The organism is Gardnerella sp. KA00255 (assembly GCF_049244095.1).
Taxonomy (GTDB): Bacteria; Actinomycetota; Actinomycetes; order Actinomycetales; family Bifidobacteriaceae; genus Bifidobacterium; species Bifidobacterium vaginale_F.
Map to the genome: position 1 here is coordinate 1607635 of NZ_CP058374.1, position 16018 is coordinate 1623652.

The following is a 16018-nucleotide window of genomic DNA, read 5'->3' on the forward strand; positions in this document are numbered from 1 at the left end:
TTTAGAGGTCAGCTTTCGCTTATAGAATATCGTCTATGAGTCAGCCGGAAACCAATTTTGTACATTTGCACAATCACACGCATTATTCATTGCTTGATGGAGCTTCTAAAATTCCAGATTTGGTTAATCGTGCTAAAGAATTAGGTATGCCAGCTGTAGCTATTACGGATCACGGCAATATGCACGGTGCGTACGAAATGTGGAGTACGGCTGTAAAGGCTGGTATTAAGCCGATTATTGGCATTGAAGCTTATGTTACTCCTGAAACTGCAAGACAAGATAAAAGCCGCGTGCATTGGGGCACGGAAGAGCAACATGCAGATGATGTTTCTGGCGGCGGTTTGATCACGCATATGACTTTGTGGGCGCAAAACGATGAAGGTTTAACGAATCTTCTTAAAGCGTCATCTGTTGCAAATCTTGAAGGCCGTGTTATGCGTTACCCGCGTATGGATAAGGAAGTGTTATCAACTTATTCTAAGGGTGTTATAGCATCTTCTGGCTGCCCATCTGGTATTATTCAGACTCGTCTTCGTTTAGGTCAGTTTGATGAGGCTTTACGTGCTGCGGGCGAGTTTCAAGATATTTTTGGTCGAGATAATTTCTTTATTGAGCTTATGAATCACGGGCTTTCTATTGAAACGCGCGTAACTAAAGATTTGCTTGAAATTGCTAAGCGTCTTAATGCTCCTCTTCTTGCAACGAACGATTTGCATTACGTTCATGAAGAAGATCGCGAAGCGCAGGATGCTATGCTTTGCATTAATTCAGGCTCGCGCTTGGATGATCCTGACCGTTTTAAATTTGACGGTTCTGGTTATTATCTGAAGTCTGCTGAGCAAATGCGCGAACTTTTTAAGGAGCTTCCTGAAGCTTGCGATAATACGCTTGAGATTGCTCGTCGTTGTAACGTTATGTTTGATGACGGTGAGGATGGCGCTTTTATGCCTCAATTTGACTGCCCGGAAGGTTGGGATGAGACTTCGCTATTCCTTAAAAAAGTCGAAGAAGGTTTGGAGAGGCGTTACGATAACAACGTTCCTATAGAGGTTCTTAAGCAAGCTGACTACGAGTGCGGCGTGATTTGCCAAATGCAATTCTGTGGATACTTTTTAGTTGTTGCGGATTATATTAATTGGGCTAAAGCGCATGGTGTTATGGTTGGCCCTGGACGTGGTTCGGCTGCAGGCGCAATGGTTGCGTATGCAATGGGTATTACAGAGCTTGATCCTATGAAGCACGGTCTGATTTTCGAACGATTCTTAAATCCTGAGCGAGTTTCATTGCCTGATATTGATGTTGATTTTGACCCGGATGGTCGCGCTAAGGTTCTTGAATACGTGGGTGAAAAATACGGTAGAGATAAAGTAGCTCAGTGTGTGATTTATGGAACTATTAAAACTAAGCAGGCTCTTAAAGATTCAGCTCGAATTATGGGATATGAGTTTTCTGTTGGAGAAAGAATAACGAAGATCTTGCCTCCTCCTAAAAATGGTAAAGATATGAGCTTGCGCGATATTTTCGACGAAAAAAACAAGCGTTATGCTGAAGCGCGCGAGTTCCGCGAAATGTATGAGTCCGATCCTGATACTAGGCGTATTACTGAAGAAGCCAAGGGTATTGAGGGTTTGATTCGTCAAACTGGTGTTCACGCTTGCGCTACAATCATGGGTTCGGAGCCTATAACTAACACTTCGCCGCTTTTAGAGCGCACTGATGGCACGATTACTACGACTTTTGAGTATCATACTTGCGAAACTTTGGGTCTAGTTAAAATGGACTTTTTAGGTCTTTCTAATTTGACTGTTATTCGCGATACGATTCGAAATGTTGAGCATAATCGTCATGAGTTGATTGATTATACGAAAATACCTTTGGATGATAAAGCCACTTATCAACTTCTTGCTAGGGGAGATACTTTAGGTGTTTTCCAGCTTGATTCCGATGGTATGCGCGCGCTTCTGCGTACGTTAAAGCCAGATAATTTCAACGATATTTCGGCTTTGATTGCGCTTTACAGACCTGGCCCTATGGATATGGATTCGCATACTAATTACGCTAAGCGCAAAAATGGTTTGCAAGAGATTACTCCTATTCATCCAGAAGTTGCTGAGCCTTTGAAGGATGTTCTTGGTGAAACTTATGGTTTGATTGTTTACCAGGAGCAGGTGCAGTCTGCTGCGCGTATTTTAGCTGGATATAGTCTTGGTAAGGCAGATGTTTTGCGTCGAGCAATGGGCAAGAAGAAGCCTGAAGTGCTAGCAAAAGAGCAGGTTCCTTTCTTTGAAGGCATGAAGGAACATGGGTATTCTCAGGAGGCTGCTCAAGCTGTTTGGGATGTGCTAGTCCCGTTCTCTGGTTACGCGTTTAACAAGGCTCATTCTGCTGCTTACGGCTTGATTTCTTATTGGACTGCGTATTTGAAAACGCATTATCCTGTGGAATTTATGGCAGCTTTGCTTCAAAACGAACGCACTAATAAAGATAAGACAGCTCTTTACTTGGGTGAAGCGCGCCGCATGGGTATTCAGGTTTTGCAGCCTGATGTGAACGAGTCCGTGCTTGAATATTCTGCTGTTGGAGACGTTGTTCGCTTTGGTTTGGGTGCTATTCGTAATGTTGGAGATAAAGCAGTAAACGATATTATTGCTGAGCGTGAGTCTTCTAAAGGACGTTTTGTAAACTTCAAAGATTTTGTGAAACGAGTTCCTTTTACAGCGCTTAATCGTAGGCTTGTTGAATCTTTGATTAAAGCTGGAGCTTTTGATTCGATTGATCCTAATAGGCGTGCTATTTGGCAAATTTGTGAGCCTATGATTGATTCTGTTATACCGCTTAAGCGTAAGCAGGCGGAAGGTCAGTTTGATTTATTCTCTCATTTTGACGATGATGGCGAGTCGCTTTTAGGCGATGTTGATATTAGTGTGCCTGATGTTGAAGAGTGGGATAAGAAAACTAAGCTTAATTTTGAACGTGAAATGCTTGGTCTTTACGTTTCTGATCATCCTTTAAGTGGTCTTTCAGCTGTTCTAACGAGTTTGAGTGATATGTCTATTGCGCAGCTTATTGATAAAGCGAAAACAATGGGGGAGCGTCAGCAAGTTACTTTAGCTGGTTTAATTACAAGCGTTGATCGTCGTGTTTCTAAAAAGGGTAATGCTTGGGCGATAGTTACTTTAGAAGACATGGAAAGTTCAATACAATGCATGTTCTTTAGTAAGGCTTATGAGGCTGCTGCTAATGAGTTTGCTATTGATCAGGTTGCTCAAATTCGCGGTGAAGTTGAGTTTCGTGATGAAACTGTTTCCTTGCGTGCAACTGATTTTGAAGTGCCTTCTTTAGAGTCTATTGATTCGCGTCCTATTACTATTGTGCTTCCTCATTCTGCTATTAATCGTGTTCGCTTGAATAAGTTGAGTTCTGTTTTAAGTGAGCACCCGGGTTGTTGCGAAGTTAATTTAGCTATGATAGACGATAAAGGTAATGCTCACGTATTTGTTTTTGGTGATAAGTACAGAGTTAAACGAGATACTTCGCTTTTTGCTGAAATTAAGATCTTGTTTGGCCCTAGTTGTTTACCAAGTGCTTAGTCGTAAAATGTATAATTGTTTTATTGTTGTATAGACGCATTGTATGAGTTTGTTAAATTGTGTAAATAATTGTGCAAATAAAGAGGAGTTGCATAGGGATGAGTAAGGAATTCGACGATAAGGAATCTTTGTATTCTAATGAAGATTCTCAGAATAATCAAAATGAGCAGAATAATCAGAATGAGCAGAATAATTTAGGTAATTCTTCATCAAAGGGTGATAGTTCTAGTATGAGAACGTCGTTTACGGATGCTGAGCTTGATGCCGCATTAGCCAGTTTCGAACGCGAATTTAATAATGCAAATAGTGTGAACGATGCTGGTAATTCTGGAAATTCTGCAGACGATTCTTCCGAGGATTCTGCTGATAATTCTGCTGATAATTCTGCCGACGATTCTTCCGATGATTCAGAATCTAGCGATTCGTATGGAATATATGACGACATTCCCGATACTATAGATTTAAGCAAAATGCATCGCAGCAAAGAAGCTGAAGAAGCTGCTAGAAAGTTCGAAGAGGAAACGTCGTTTGAAGATACTCTTGAAGGTTTAACCGGACAAAAAGCTCGTTCTGCAATAATTATCACATATTGCGAGGGAGCGGATTTATTATCAGCATTTTGTAAAATCTCGCAGATCCCGTCTATTTGCGTTATGACTGGAACTGCTGCTGTTGCATTATTGAAGAATCTCGATAACGATGAGCCTGAAGCCGCAGTATTAAGATTAAGTGATTTACTTGGCGATATGGAAATGATACTTATTGTTAATCGAGCTAATAAACTTGAAACTTCAATGTATAAGTACGGCGAAAAAAGAGATGCTTTTCTTCCTTCTCCTGTAGCTTTAACTTTCTTATCTGAAGAAGTAGAAGATGTTGTTTTAGGACTGAAAACTATGAAAGATTTTCATCCTTCTGTTGAAAGTTTTGACCCTGAAGATATAACTTTTGACGGTGCGCTATCGATTTGCAAAAAATATTTCAGCAAGTATGGATTATAAATGCAATAGATTTATATCGTAATTTTTATACGATAACAAATTAACAATAGGTAAATTCATCGCTTATATTTATAAAAACTTATATATATAGGGGATAATGAGAATACAATAACAATGCCTAACGTGTATATGATTGGACTGTAGATTATGGATAGACAGCAAGAGTTCGCTTTACGTACGGTTGAAGAGCGTGACGTACGATTTATTCGCCTATGGTTCACAGACGTGTTAGGAACGTTAAAATCTGTAGCGATTGCTCCAGCTGAACTAGAAACAGCTTTTGAAGAGGGTATAGGATTCGACGGATCTGCCATAGAAGGCATGACTCGTATTTTAGAGGATGACATGATTGTCAAGCCGGATCCTTCTACATTCCAAATTCTCCCTTGGCATGGTGGCCCTCAGGGTACAGCAAGAATGTTTTGCGATGTTTTGACTCCAGATGGTGAGCCGTCTCTTGGAGATCCTCGTCACGTTTTAAAGACTGCGCTCGCTAAAGCAAAAGAAAAAGGTTTTACTTTCTACGTGCATCCTGAAATCGAGTTTTATTTGTTCGAAGCTCAGGATGATTGGTCTAAAACTCCTGTTCCTATTGATGAGGGCGGGTATTTTGATCACGTGCCTAGAAGTTCAGCTATGGATTTCCGTCGCAGTGCTGTTAGCATGCTTGAGCAAATGGGTATTTCTGTTGAGTATTCGCATCATGAGGGTGGCCCTGGCCAAAACGAGATTGATTTGCGTTATGCGGATGCTCTTACTACAGCAGATAATATTATGACTTTCCGCACTGTGGTTAAGGAAATTTCTCTTGAGCGTGGAATGTATGCAAGCTTTATGCCTAAGCCTTTAACGGATCAGCCTGGTTCCGGTATGCATACTCATTTGAGTTTGTTTGAAGGGGATGCTAACGCTTTTTATGAGGCTGGTCAAGAGTTTAATATGTCGCTTATTGCGCGTCAGTTTGCGGCTGGTATTTTGCATCATGCTTCGGAAATTTGCGCTGTTACTGATCAGTATGTGAATTCCTATAAGCGACTTTGGGGCGGTGCTGAGGCTCCTAGCTATGTTTGCTGGGGTCATAGTAATCGTTCTGCGCTTCTTCGCGTGCCGCAATACAAGCCTGGTAAGGGTAATTCTTGCCGTATGGAATTCCGTGCGCTCGATCCTGTAGCAAATCCTTATCTTGCATATTCTGTGCTTTTGGCTGCTGGCTTAGATGGTATTGATAAGCAGATGACTTTATGTGATCCTACAAGCGATGATGTTTGGGAGCTTACTGATGCTGAGCGTCAGGCAATGGGTATTCAACCGCTTCCTGAATCTTTGGATGAAGCTTTGAAGATTATGGAGAAATCTGATTTTGTGGCTAGTGTGCTTGGCGAGCATGCTTTTGAATACTTCTTGCGTAATAAGCATCAAGAGTGGGAAGAATACCGTCGTCAGGTAACGCCTTTTGAACTTGAGAAGTATCTGCCTAGGTTGTAGTTTTGCTGGTATTTTTGCTGGTTTTGTCGCCAGTATTGTTGCCGGCGTTGTTGCTGATTTTGTGCCGGTATTGTTGCTGTAAATATTGCTATTGGCATTGCTATTATTGCAATTTTTTGTAAGCATGTGTTGGTATAATACGTACTTGGACTGTCAATACCATATGTATAGTTTGTTTGCATATATGCATTGAGATGTTTAAATACTTAATGCTTAGGTATGAGTGCTGCCAAGAGTTTTGTGCCCTTAATTTATAAGTGTACGTTACAAATAATGTTTTGCTTTGTGTAGGGATTAGTATGAGCGCTAACGTTAATGAAGTTGATGCTAAAAAAAGAAGTAAAAAAGTTCATAAAAGAGTGAACCGTAAAAATGTTACAGCTGCATCTATGGTTCTCGTTTCGACTCTTGCCATGATTCTTCCTTCTTCTGCTGCAGCTCAGGTTTCAGAGTATAAGCGTACTTTGGCAGATGAGAGTGTAGTTCGTAGATCAATTAAAAAAACTCATAAGAATCTTCTTGAGCCTCTATCGCCTGTTTCAAGTGATTTAAGTAAGCGTACGGCTAATAGACTTGCTGCAGAAGCAATGAAGTCTATTAATAATAGTGTGGCCGGTGCTGGTGTTGACGGTGTGGATGGAAGCAATGGTGCTGGTGCTGGTGTGGCCGGAAGCAATGGTGCGACCGGTGTGGCTGGTGATAATGCTGGTGCTGGTACTGACAGTGGTGCGGTTGATGGAAGTGGTGATGCTTCTAGTGATACTAATCCTGCTGTTGGTGCTCCTGCCGGTGTTAATACTGCTGGTGTTAATGGGCAAGATAATCAAAAGACTGCGAAGCCAGATACAACTGCGCAACAACCAAAGACGGAGACAGCTGCTAAGGGTACAGTAGCTACAAAGCCGGAATCAACTAATCCAGAAGCTACTGCTCAGTCCTCTGATTCTTCGAAAGCTAAGCAGCCAGAAGTAAAGCCATCAGTTGAGACTCCTGCAGAGAATCAGCCTGTGCAACCAGAAACTTCACAGACTGCAAGTGCAAAGCCTGCTGCAAAGACTGAGAAAGAAAACGCAGATCCAACAGATGCGAAGCCAACAGATGCGAAGTCAACAGAAGTAAAGCCTGAATCAACGCCAACTGCGAAACAAGATGCAAAGCAACCTTCAGAAACAAAGCAACCGGAAGAAAATGCTGGTGGCGTTAAGCCTGCTGAGGTTAATCCAGCTGAAAATCAGCAGCCTGCAAATGCGCAGTCTGGAAATGCTGAAAGCGCAAAGCCTGCTACTTCGAATACTGATTCTGAGAACACTAATCCTGCGAATGAGCATACTGTAACTACAACAACAAGTGCTCCTGCGGCTCCTGCAAATAATGTACCTGAAACTCCGTCTGCGGCTCCTGCAGGTAATGTATCTGCACCTTCTGCTTCCACATCTTCGGCAGGTGCAGAATCTAATGCTGGTGCTGGAACTACAGCTAACCCAACTGCGGAAAAGCCAAGTACACAAGGCAATGCCGCTGCACAAGGTTCGCAAAGCAGTGCAGAAGGTACAAATACAGGTGTTCAAGGAGCAAATAAAAACGGCGCTCCTTCAACTGCTGGCTCAACACCTACTTCAGAGCCTAGGTCTACTTCGAACAATGATCCAACGCCTTCACCTGCTTCTACGCAGAACGCTGGTACACAGGGCGCTGGCACACAGAACACTGGCACAACAAACACCGGCTCAGCAACTAATAACACAGCAACTGATCCAAATAGTCAGGTAATTAAGCCGAATACAGATAATCCAGAGGCTGGCAGCACCAGTGAAGCCAATGGTCAGGTACAAACCGACAAAAAGCCAAAAGCTACGTACAATTTGAAAATTCGCTATACGATTGGCGGTGCTGCGAATAAGCAGCTTGTGCAGCCGTACGAGCTTACGATTGACGAAGGCTTCTTAAATAATCTCGGCAAAGACGGCAAATATGAATACATTGAGCTTCCAAAAGCTGCTGGATACCGCCCGTCCGTATATCATTCTGGGGATTACCAGTACTACGTTAAAAAAGTTGAGGGAGCTAACAGCAAGTTCGTTATTGACGATGGCACGGATGCGGATGCTATTCGCTACTTGCGTTTAAGCAAGAAGCTGATTACGGATTACGCTGTAAAGAAAAGGCAGGCTGTTGAAAGCAATAATAGTGTTCAAACTTCGCAGAATACATCGTCTACGCAGTCGGGTTCAGACGACGGTATTCAGTACTACGGCGAGTTGAACATCAACTACGCTCCTAAAACAGCTAAGTACTATGTGCGTCACTTGTTGCAAAAGCTTGACAATAAAGATGAGTTTGAAGAAGCGCCTAATATCGGCAAACCAATTGTTGTAGAACATAAAACCACCAACGACGATGGCAGCGTTACAACAACTAAAGAAGTTATTCATGTTACAGAGATTACTGGCACGGTTGGCTCGGATGTAACAGCTGTTTCAACGTATATTCCAGGCTATGAACCAGAGCACAATCTTATTAGTTCGCCGCTTTCGGATTCTGAAGATGAAAAAGACAAGCTTGTTTTGAACCTTCGATACTACCGTAAAGCGTATGAAGTTACTTACGATTCTGCTGGCGGCACGGATGTTACTGCTCAAAAAGTGTATTATGGCCAGGAAGTGCCTGAGGTTACAGAACCTACGTATCGTGGTCATACGTTCCTTGGATGGCAGATAGTAGAACCGGGGGAGAGCGCTAATCGCTCAAGTACTTCTAATAGGTCTGTAACTAATGAAGCGCTTAACTACAAGATGCCGGATCACAATGTGCAATTCCGCGCAGCTTGGTCGGCTAACGAGGCTACCAGCTACCGCGTGAACGTGTGGGTGCAAAAGGCAGATTTGGTTGACAAAGAGCATCCGGATTCGCTTGTAAACTACGACTTTGTTGGCCTTGTTGAGCGCAAGAATGTGCAAACAGACAGTGAAGTTGCGCTTGATAAGATGAATGACGCTGGCGTTGTTGATGATGCTAGTAAGCTTAATGGCGCAAGCGAAACTGAGTATGTAAAGAACCCGGAGCTTGGCTTAACTAAAGAAGAGTTGCAAGGCAAAGATTCTAAACACGAAACTGGCTTAATTGCAAAGTTCAACTGGATGAACGATACGCACGTAACAAACTTGGAAGGGTATGATACCACTAATCCTGGTGCCGAAAGCAATTACCTTAAAGATTCTAGCGGTAATTATGTTACAGGTCCTATTGATGCTAAAACCCCTAATTGGGATAATAGAGTTTACAAGGACATATTCACGCGCTACTTCCACGTGAATAAGGATCTTACTAAAAAGCTTAACAATGAGCAACATGATTTTGTGCCGGGTCGTCCAGATTTAGGCAAACGTAGTAAAGCGAAGCTTTGCGCGAACGACTTAAACAACACTCTTAACTTAGTTTACGATCGCAATACTTATGAGCTTATTTTTGCTAAGCCGGCTGGCGTAGATAATGGTGACAATGCTGCTATAAAAAGAAAAGATGAAAACGGCAAAACAACTATTTATTGCTATGCTGGCGGTGGCGGTTGCTCAGATAAGTATGTTGGTAAAGACAAGGATGAGCATGGCACTGAGATTAACCATAAAGGCTACCGCGTAAATGTTCGTTACGGTCAAAAGCTTACTGATATTTGGCCTGATGTAAATGAATTATATTTTAGTGAAGAGGGAAAAGGCTCTTTAGGGTGGCAGCTTGGATTTGCAGGGGTTGTAAAGTATCGTGACACTCCTCCGTATCGTTTTACTAAAGAAGAATTTGCTGACCCTCGTTGGCGTGCTGCTTTTAAAAAAAATCCAAAAGACAAAGTAATACCTAAAATTAGCGATGACCCTGAGCATAACCCTCAAGTTACACACGAGTTAAAAGATAATCAGCGTCTGCTTACTGCTGATAAAAGTAATCAAAGTCAGCCTATACAGGTGATTATTAGGAAGCAAAGTATTGCCTCTGCTAAAAAGGGTGGTGACATAAGCGAGGACGATTATGAGCTTTCTACCGATTCTTATAGCAAAGATGATACTCCTAGCGGTGACTATGATTATCCAGCTCCATCTATTGCTGGTTTTAATCCTGCTGATGGTTATGATACGGCAAGAGTTGGTGATGCGTTAGATTCAGACGACTTTGAAGGTAAGCTGGAAGAGTGGTATAACGAATCTCATGATCATGGGGAGTGGGATGATTTAAGTGAGGATGAGCAGAAAGCTTTTGCTAAAAAGTATCATTTAGCATTTCGAAAGTATAGGGGCGTTCCAGTAGATGAACAAGAAGGTTATACTGGTGATGCAACTGAATTTGATGATAACAAACCACTTGAGTTTAGGTACGACCGCCAGAAGTACGCTGTGCAGTTTTATAATGCGGACGGCAATGCTATAACAAAAGATAATGTCGCTGCTACAGAAGAACTGCCGTTTGAGTATAGCTTGACTAAGCGCGGCAATGCTAAATTGACGGGCGAAGATGCAGACTTGTACTACGACGGTGGCAACGTTAAGTCTTACGATGCTTCTGTAACTAAAGACGATGCTGACGATACGTCTAAGCAGTTCGACGGCAAGTACACTTTCACGCTTAATGGTACTAAGTACTCCATCGTTCGCCCTGAAAATTTGCCAAAAGACTACGTGTTTAAAGGCTGGGCTGTTGATCAAGCCGGTATTCATCTTATAAATGGCAAGATAAATGACAATAGTGAAGGTACTGAAGGCGAAGGCAAAGCTAAAGGCAAAGCTAAAGATTTTACAATGCCAGTCAACGGCATTAAGCTTTACGCTGCGTGGGGTAAGCCAACTGATATTAAGCACACTGTAACGCTTAACTACCACATGCCTGAAATTGACGAAAACGGCAATGAAATAAAGGACTCTAACGTAGTTACGAAACAGCAGTTCGATCACTACTATGTTATTAAGGAAAATAAAGATATAAAGGTTCCAACACGCAAAGGCTACGACTTCTACGGCTGGGAAATTGACAAGAACGGCACAAAACTTCCGTACGCTTTTGGCAACAAAGTAGTAGAAGATATAACGCTTGATGCAGTGTGGGTTAAGGATACTCGCTACAACGGTACTTTTAAGCATATATTCTTAAAGCCAGGGTACACGTTTACTGACTATAAGCAGCCTGGTCTTTCCGAATCAGCCAAAGCCGCGATGGTGGACCACATTTCTACTCAAACGGTTTCCGGCTTGCGCGAGCATTTGCGCTACAATGCGGAAGCAGTCTACAGTGACGAAACGCACTTCCCAGATAAGCAGTTCACGAGCTTTGAAGCCTCGAAGGACGAGGATCAGAATACTGGCGAGTTTATTTACCAAACGTACAATACGCGCAAGTATAAGGTAAAGTATATTGATCAAGACGGCAAGGATCTTCTTCCAGAAAGCGAAGTCAGCTCTGTAAATCGAAAGTACGACGTAGCGTTCTACAAGCCGATTGAAGGCTTTATGCCGGAAACTACGCAGCAGAATATTGAATACGCTATTGGCAAAGATGGCAAGCAGATTGGCGAAAAAACATACACCTTCAAATATAAAGACGTTCGCGTGCTTAAGCGCCAGGATGATGCTCAATCTCGCCCAACCAACTACACGCGCTACGTGTTTAAAGTGGCTGATGGCCAAGGCTCTATGGGTAGCGTTGTTGACTGGCAAGGAAGTAATGTAGCCGACGGCTCTGCTCTTGTGTACGACGCAATTAAGGGCACGAAGGCATATCAGATGCCGCTTCCAACAGTTAAAGCGAAGCCTGGATATGAGTTTGATGTCTGGACTTCTAAGATTTATATAGATGATGGACATGGTGGGCAAACACATACTGATGGTTTCGACCGTCTGCCAATTCTTTCTGAGTCTCAACCTAATCCGAAGGTTATTTACACTGTTAAATTCAAGCTAAAAGCTCCTGTTGCAATCGATACTAAGGTTTTGAAACCAACAGATGCTTTGAGTCTGGATGATAATTCAGCTAAAGAGCTTATAAAGAATGCTGATAAGTATCCAAGTAACGCTAAGTTCAGCTTTGCGCCTGGCGAAAGGTTTGACAGCACTCCGGGCTTGCACAAGATTAAAGTGCAAGTACATCTTGATGGCAACACTGCTGCAGCTGAAGTGCTGTACCGCGTGCTGCCAGATTTGGTGTACGCAAGCGATTGGGGTAAGTTTAAGGCTACAGAGTACGGCAGCAAGCATGCTGACGACTACGTGCCGATTACCTTTACCGGTAAGAATGATGAAGGCACTATTATTGGTCACGATGGAGGTAATACTGGTTCTTCTACTAGCGGAATAACTACGCTTACTGCTTACGTTTATAAGAATAAGGATGTTAGAATCCGCGTGCCGCAAGCTTTCGGTAAGGATTATAACGGCCAGCATTACCACTACGTATTCAAGGGTTGGGTGACTAAGGTTGTAGAGCCGACTACTAGTACGCCTTCTGCTAGTACGCCTTCTTCTGGCACGATGAAGCCAGATGAGCAGAAGCCAGAGGAGAAGAAGCAAGAGCAGACGTTTGATATAAATTCAAGCGACCGTTACAAGAATGTCAATTTAGACAACGGCGTAACTTACCACGCTATTTACAAGCGAATCGACTACTTCTCCAGTTCGTCTGACAACGGAACAGTTCCTAAGGATTCTGTAATTGCAATATTCAAGCCTGCTCCAAAACGAAAGTGGAAGGACGGCTCAGACGGCCCTAAGGTGTTCTACGTAAAGAAGGGCGCTAATCTTGCTGATATTACAGTAAAAGTTACGGATAGCGATGGTAACACTACAGAAGAAAAGGCGTTAGATTTCCTTCAAAACAATCTCACCAACCCTACTGGTAAGTGGTCTCGAAGCAAAATGATTAATGGCAAAGAGGAAGTAACGCCTATAGACAATGTTTCGGATTGGAAAGTTGATAAGCCATTCCAAGAGTTCGTGGCAGATCAAACTCCTTGGACAAAGCCAAAAGTTCAGACTGATTACTTGGTTGCTGTGCAAGGTAAGAGTGAGCTTCCGGCGTTAGAAAAGTATTTGACAAAGGAAAGTTTTGATGCTTTGAAAGAGGCGAAAAAGAAAGGCGAGATAGAAGACGTAAAATTTGACTACGATTTGCCGAAAGGTAAGACGCCAGAAGAATTTGAGAATGAAATGCTTTCTAAGCCTTCTTTGTACACTGTGCCTCTAAAGGTTACAGTAAATTACAAGGATGGTGCTAAGCCTGAACCGTATAATCTCGTTGCTCGCCTTAAGGTTATTTATCAGTTGATGTACCCAGAAAGTCTGCCGAAGGATGATACTAAGCCTGCTCCTAAGCATGATATTAAGAAGAATTATGATACACCAGTTATTGGCGAATCTGGTGAGATTAATCTTGTTACAAATAATACTGATAAATACGTTAAGGTAGAGTTTGAGAATCCAAATAGTACTGAAGGTACTGTTTCGGGCCGTAAAGAATATTACATCTTGAATGCTAGTAAAGAAACCAATACTACAGGAATAAAAGCTCCTCAAGCTACTGGCAAAAAGTACGATGAAAGAAGCTTCCACTACGAGTTTGTTGGCTGGAAGATGGTTAAGGGCAGTATTGCGTCTACTACACCTACTGTGAAACCTGTTGCATCTACCTCCTCATCTGCAGCTCCTGCTTTGCCAATGGTAGCTTTGTATGCATCTGCACCTAACACAACAGGTGCTGGTGTAATACGTTCTGTTGAAACGGGGAATTCATCAAAGGATAATATTTACACTAAAGAACAAATTGCTAAGATGTCGTTTACTGAAAACACCAAGTTCGAAGCTGTCTTTAGAAAAGTGGATAACGTGTTGAAGCCTGGCACCAATGAGAAGATCCCGGATAATTACGTGCCACATTTGTTCTTACCAGGTTTTGGTAGAAGGTGGACTGACGGCACTTCCAATCCGAAGGTGTTCTACTTTGATCCAGAAAGTAGTAACTATTATAACGATATTAATAATAAAGTTGATAATTTAGGTGTTCAGCTTAAAGGCTTTGGTGGTTGGTCTATTTATGGTGCTGCTGGCAACGAACTCAATGCTTCATCACCTGATTATACTAAAAAAGAAACTCGCGTATATGTTGCAAAACAGGCTCGTATTAACGATGTGAACGCGTCGGATATTGTTCTAAGCGTTGGTGACGGCATACCTGGTCCTGATGAGCTTGTGCACGGGAATGATGCTAAGTCGAATCCTAATATTGTTGGCGTGCAAGGTGCTGGCGTATACGATATTAACAATGCAATTACTAAGCCGGGTATTACCACTGTCGTAGTAAACGTTACTCGCACGAATGATAAGAAGGAACAGGTAATAGTTCCTGTTAAGGTACATATTCGTGTTCTTCCGAAAGTTATTGCGGATAAAGATTTGCCAGAAAAAGGTACGAAGGAATATGGATTTATTGCGCAGAACTACACGAAGGTAATGTATGCAGCTGGCGAGGGTGGAACCATGCAGTCGCCAATGCACACTTACTGGGTGCGTAATGGCAAAGAGTATGCAATAAGGGATTATATTCCTGACGTGCTTGCGGATAAGGGATACGTGTTTAAGGATTGGTCGTCTAAGACGATTGAAAAGCCAGCAGCTCCGGCAGATCAACGTAAAGCTACCAATGAAGAGCGTGAAGTATTGGCTAATATAGCTATTGTTGATGGTGTGTCATATGTGGCAAAGATTATTCGTAATTCGCATAATTCCACTTTGGCTGCATTGCAGAATCTGCTTAGTGAAGCTCAAAAGGAGCATGCAAAGGAAATTTATAAAGCGAAGAAAGAACAATTAGCTAAAATTGCGGAAAGTAATGGTAAGCATTACTTAGCTGAGTTGATTCGCAAATCTAATAACAGTACTTTAGCTGCATTGAGTAACTTACTAGCGCAAAATATTACTAATCCGTTGGAGATTAATAATACTATTGAACGCGATAAGCTTGCTGAGCTTGCTGATGCTGCAGGTAAATCATTTGTTGCAAATATAATTCGCAACTCTAAGAAGTCTAGTTTGGAAGCTTTGAAGCAGCTTTTGCGCAGTGTAGGTGTAAATCCTGAGACTTCTCTGCCAGAGCCACAGCCAACGTACGAAACCACTATTACTGCAAACTTCGAGAAGATGGCTCCTATGAAGTTTAAGCTTAGTGGTTCTGCTCGCGAGGGTATTTTCACGAACTTCAGATTGCAAAACATGACTGAAGGCAATCTTAATGCTGACGGAACGCCGGATACTAAGAATACAAAGATTACAGTAGACGGCAAGGAAGTAACTATTAACGATTTAGTTCCCCAGGTTAAGAATTCTGTAAGCGGCATTAACGCAAATTGCGCTGGCACTGCCTGCACAATTTCCGGCACTCCGAAGGTAGTAAACGGCCAGACAAAAGTTGAGCTAAAGTTTACTACTACCGACAAGTACGGTCGCGAAGCGGAAATTACTATGGAAATTGATGTGATTCCTGAGTACACGCCGTCTCCGTCGCCAACTCCGGAGCCTGAGCCGGAGCAGCGAACTCCAGCACCTGTGCCAGCGCCTGAGATTCCGTTTGTGCCAGATTTTGCGCCTTCTGTGATTCCTGAAGCTCAAGTTATGGAGCCTGAGGTTGAGCAGCCTGAGCAGCCTGAGCCAGAAGAGCCGCAACAAGAGCCAGAGTCAAAGCCTGTGCTCGCCAAGACTGGTAGTGACACGTCTAGTGTTGCATCCGCTGGTATTTTGTCGGCAGCAATCGCAGCAATCGGTCTCGCGGTTGTAAAGACTGGCAAGCACCATCGCAAGCGTCGCAATAATAAATAATCTATTTTAAATTTGGAGCGTTTGAATTTTTCATGCGCTCCATTTTTATACGAATTATAAACGCGTTTTATGCGAATTATAAGTGCGTCGAGGGTGG

At 42.6% G+C, this 16018-nt stretch carries 4 protein-coding genes; all 4 read left to right on the forward strand.

Features of this window, described 5'->3' with window-relative positions:
- Positions 1 to 35: 35 nt before the first annotated feature.
- The 4 genes from dnaE to HXT51_RS06330 all read left to right on the forward strand — a co-directional run bounded on the left by dnaE (position 36) and on the right by HXT51_RS06330 (position 15921).
- The gene (dnaE, locus tag HXT51_RS06315) at positions 36 to 3590 is read left to right on the forward strand and encodes a DNA polymerase III subunit alpha (protein ID WP_421776453.1); all 3555 of its coding nucleotides are present in this window, start codon (positions 36 to 38) and stop codon (positions 3588 to 3590) included.
- Positions 3591 to 3688: 98 nt separating this feature from the next.
- The gene (locus HXT51_RS06320) at positions 3689 to 4591 is read left to right on the forward strand and encodes a hypothetical protein (RefSeq protein ID WP_421776454.1); all 903 of its coding nucleotides are present in this window, start codon (positions 3689 to 3691) and stop codon (positions 4589 to 4591) included.
- Positions 4592 to 4738: 147 nt separating this feature from the next.
- Positions 4739 to 6076 carry a type I glutamate--ammonia ligase gene (gene glnA / locus HXT51_RS06325; RefSeq protein WP_103084777.1) on the forward strand — a complete coding sequence of 446 codons (1338 nt, stop codon included), beginning with the start codon at positions 4739 to 4741 and terminating at the stop codon, positions 6074 to 6076.
- A gap of 299 nt (positions 6077 to 6375) precedes the next feature.
- Complete coding sequence (locus HXT51_RS06330; RefSeq protein ID WP_421776455.1) at positions 6376 to 15921, forward strand: InlB B-repeat-containing protein; 9546 nt, start codon at positions 6376 to 6378, stop codon at positions 15919 to 15921.
- Positions 15922 to 16018: the final 97 nt, after the last annotated feature.

Bases quoted from the DNA above. Each gene is read 5' to 3' on its own strand.
- dnaE (WP_421776453.1), top strand. From the start codon at position 36: ATGAGTCAGCCGGAAACCAATTTTGTACATTTGCACAATCACACGCAT.
- HXT51_RS06320 (WP_421776454.1), top strand. From the start codon at position 3,689: ATGAGTAAGGAATTCGACGATAAGGAATCTTTGTATTCTAATGAAGAT.
- glnA (WP_103084777.1), top strand. From the start codon at position 4,739: ATGGATAGACAGCAAGAGTTCGCTTTACGTACGGTTGAAGAGCGTGAC.
- HXT51_RS06330 (WP_421776455.1), top strand. From the start codon at position 6,376: ATGAGCGCTAACGTTAATGAAGTTGATGCTAAAAAAAGAAGTAAAAAA.